Below are 3528 nucleotides of genomic sequence, written 5' to 3'. Positions count from 1 at the left end.
ACCGCGGTGCCCGGGGCTCGCGCGCAATCTCCCAGCAGTCTGGCCGGATCTTGGTCTCTGGTCTCTCTGACCGTCACCAGGAGTGGAACCGAGGTGGAACAGCTGGGCGCGCATCCCGAAGGCCTTCTCCTGTTCGGAAGCGATGGCCGCTACGCGCTGGTCGGTGTTCGCGCCGACCAGCCGAAATCCGCTTCGGGCAACCGTCTGCAAGGGAACCGCTGACGAGAATGCAGGAATTGCCAAGGGAAACGTGGCTCACTTCGGTATGTACACGGTCGACACCACCGCTCACGTCATTGTCTTCCACATCCAAAGAGGCACGTTTCCCAACTGGGACGGGGATGTGCAGCGGCGTCCCTTCATTATCGACGGCGAGCCGCGGGCGGCTTCAATGAAGGCTTGCGGCGTAGGTTGTCAAGCGAGGAGGCCCATGAAAGACGATCAAGACCCGGCAAATGCGATTCGTCGCCTGATCGATGGGTATCAGGTCTCGCAGGCCATTCATCTAGCCGCCACGCTCGGCATCGCCAACCTTCTCGCGGACACTCGCCGCACGAGCGATGTACTCGCAGCGCTGACCGCTACTCACGCACCGACGCTCTACCGTATGCTGCGCGCCCTCGCGAGTGCGGATGTTCTGCGCGAGCTTGACGGTCATCGTTTCGAACTCACGCCTATCGGCGAATGCCTACGTTCCGACGTGGGTGACTCGATCACCGGCTGGGCCGCCTTCATCGGGACGCGATCTCACTGGGAGGCATGGTCCGACTTGCAGCATAGCGTGCGCACCGGTGAGAATGCGTTCCGGCACGTCCAGGGATTCGATCCGTGGACTTATCGCTCGACCCGCCCCGAAGAGGGTGCAGTCTTCGACCGCGCGATGGGTTCGGTATCCCGGCGGGCCAACGCTGCTCTCCTAGCGGCTTACGACTTCTGCCGGGAGCATCGACTTGCGCAACGTGGGAGCAAGCGCAACCCAGGGGGCCCGTTCTCGTTGTGAGTGCAAGGTAGACGCTCTCGGCGAGGTTCTCGATGCGGACCGCAGTCCCGAGTTCGGCTACCAAAACGACGAAGACGATGGCACCCTCTTTCGCTTCACGCACGATACTACTCGAACAGCGACTGCTGCCAGCATCGACGAGGCGGCAGGCCAAAAAACTCTGTAAAGCTAGATCGCCGCATCTCATCGAGCGTACCGATGTTTGGCGGAGGGCATCATCATCGCCTTGCAACGTTCTGGTCGACGCCTATGCACGAGGACGTTGCAACGCCGCCCATTGCTTGCACATGCTCGTCGGTGCATCAGCAGACCCTTATGGGACGCAGCGAAGGTCAGACGCGACGCGATTTAACGCGCGGTCGAGTGCATCTGCCACGCGCCCGACGTCTGCTTCAAACTTCATGGCGACATGATCGCCATCCACCTTCACGACGTCGAGCCCACCGCGCGCAAGCCGTTGCCATAGCGGCAAGGGATTGCCGCGCCCTTCAGCCAGCCTCGCACATATGGCACGCGTCCGTCGTACGACCTCGGTCGATAGACCGTCATCGCTAGTCGCATTTGCCTGATGACTTGAAGGAAGCCGGGCTAGCGCTCCGGCGTAACGAAGTTTGCACTTCGTCGCCGCTACAAACACCGCTTGGCCCGAGCGTCTGGCGGCGATTCAATCTGTAGCCGATCTCTCGGCACCTCGAGTCGGTCGTCGATCACCTCGCGCAGCCGAAACAACGCGATTTTTAGCTTTCCGTCTTCGGCCAGGCGGCGAACCGTGCGTAGCACGTCGTGCTCGAATGGATCGGGTTTGAGGATGCTCTCCGTCTGGTCGATGAAAGTTCGAACATCAACATATAGTCCGCTCGGATAGAGACCGATTTGGCGATTTACCTGATTCATCAAAACCGTCCACCGATCGGCAACTTGGTTTAGTGTTTCCGGAAAGCGCGACACGATGTCCCCCTTATACAATCCTCTACAGATTTGCCGATGCGAAGTCTCGCTCGGCCGCCCTCTCAACGCACGCAAAACGGAGTGTTCCTCAATTGCCGACCTTAATCTGTGGGCCCAGCGTCGCATTATAAAACGACGAGACGATCGAGCGCCCTGCGACCCCCAATGTCGCGCATCCAGTAAGACGCCTCGCCGACCCAGCATGCTTGCGACGATGGCATTCCGTGAAACACCTAGGTCCGCGACAATCTCCTCGAGACGTGAATTCGCTTCGCGCCACTCATCATCTGTCAATGCTCTCTCCTTCGTCCGCTCTCCCAGCCTGGAGTGAACATTGAGATTTAAACAACCTCGAACGTCGATAACACGTCCACCGAAATCTTAGGCGAGCGTAAGTCGAAGGCGCAAGGTCCGTTAATCGACCGTTCTGATCAATGGCGTTCAACACGGTCGGTTTCATATTAGTAATACGGCAGCGCGCTCTTTCAGCGAACCATGAGGAGCACGGTGCTTCGTGCGTTCTTCTCTAGCGTGAGGGCGCGAACGCATGTACTGGGATTTCGCATACGGGTCAGTGAGCGGGTCAAGAATGCGAGCCAATTCGTCGCGTTTCGGTGCGCGAGAAGACAAGCAGAATGAGGCCAATGCCAATCCCCGATGGTGAACGAGACCGCAGGAGACGCAATGGATGATTGGGTGCCATGCGCAACGTCTGCCCCCGCAGGAACTCGCCGCGCCGGCGTGTTTCCACGCCGAGGGCCGTCAAACGTTCGGGAATCAGCCGTTCCGCAGTTGGGAAGAGCGCAGTTTCTTCGTCCGCGACATGCTTCAGCACCGTCCTCATAAGCCGCCATAAACGCGTCGTCGTAGCGGTCGTCGACGGAAGACCTGCTGTTCAGGTCCGCGATCAGGCCGCGCACCTCGTTGTGGTCAGGTGCGCTCGTGCTGAGAGCAGTGTCGCCGGTGGACGCGGTGAACACTTGTCGGAGCGACGGATAAAAATTTTCTTCCTCGAGCGTCGCATGTACTTCAACCGCGTCGCAGACGGTTCTCACAATGGCGCGCTTGCGCATCGCCGAGCGTAGCGGGCGATACCGGTGAAAGAGCGCGATCACGTGTTCATGGTCCATGCCGGATCATGCTAGTGATACTCTCACGAGCAGGCGACGGATACGTGCTCATTGGACTGTCGGCGCCGAGTGAGGTAATAAAGTTCGACACGCAACGCTTGTGCCTGAGAAGCCCATGCGCATGGATTGTATCGATGGCAACGCACAGGAAAGCGCGTGCCAAGCAGGGCTTCACCGGTCGATAACAAATGTCAGCTAAATTCGCTCGGACGCACGCCACCACCTTCATCTAGTTGATCGTGCGGCCAATGAAGCCGTTTTGGTTGCGAGCACTTTCCTTGAAGTCGAGCGGCAGTTTTGGCGTCATGTCCTGCCCCGACGGGACTCCGGGCCCCAAGTTTTTTCCGGCCCTCGGATTTTCGTCCTCCACCAGCGGTAGACGCTGATCTCGCTCAGGACCAGCGGCGCATCGGAAATTGTGGAGACTGTGCCCGAACGACGGCGCGTTGG

At 59.3% G+C, this 3528-nt stretch carries 5 protein-coding genes; 2 read left to right on the top strand and 3 right to left on the bottom strand.

Annotated elements, in window-relative coordinates; all coding sequences use genetic code 11:
- Window positions 1-222 (top strand): lipocalin-like domain-containing protein (locus tag AWB81_RS47885; protein ID WP_235026192.1); only part of this gene is annotated, 222 nt, incomplete at its 5' end.
- 208 nt (window positions 223-430) lie between these two features.
- Window positions 431-1000: a methyltransferase family protein gene (locus AWB81_RS47880; RefSeq protein WP_144444352.1), complete on the top strand. Its 570-nt coding sequence runs from the start codon at window positions 431-433 to the stop codon at window positions 998-1000.
- Between the two features lie 627 nt (window positions 1001-1627).
- Here AWB81_RS47880 and AWB81_RS41170 read toward each other — a convergent pair.
- The 3 genes from AWB81_RS41170 to AWB81_RS47875 all read right to left on the bottom strand — a co-directional run.
- Window positions 1628-1894, bottom strand: coding sequence for a hypothetical protein (locus AWB81_RS41170; RefSeq protein ID WP_235026191.1), 267 nt, complete (start codon window positions 1892-1894; stop codon window positions 1628-1630).
- Between the two features lie 539 nt (window positions 1895-2433).
- Complete coding sequence (locus AWB81_RS45460; protein WP_144444351.1) at window positions 2434-3078, bottom strand: hemerythrin domain-containing protein; 645 nt, start codon at window positions 3076-3078, stop codon at window positions 2434-2436.
- A 229-nt stretch (window positions 3079-3307) separates the two neighbouring features.
- A partial coding sequence (locus AWB81_RS47875) for a hypothetical protein (protein ID WP_235026190.1) occupies window positions 3308-3528 on the bottom strand: 221 nt, incomplete at its 5' end.

Source organism: Caballeronia arationis, assembly GCF_001544975.2.
Classification (GTDB): domain Bacteria; phylum Pseudomonadota; class Gammaproteobacteria; order Burkholderiales; family Burkholderiaceae; genus Caballeronia; species Caballeronia arationis.
Note: the sequence above shows the minus strand (reverse complement) of the source record. Positions and strands in the feature narration are given on the sequence as shown.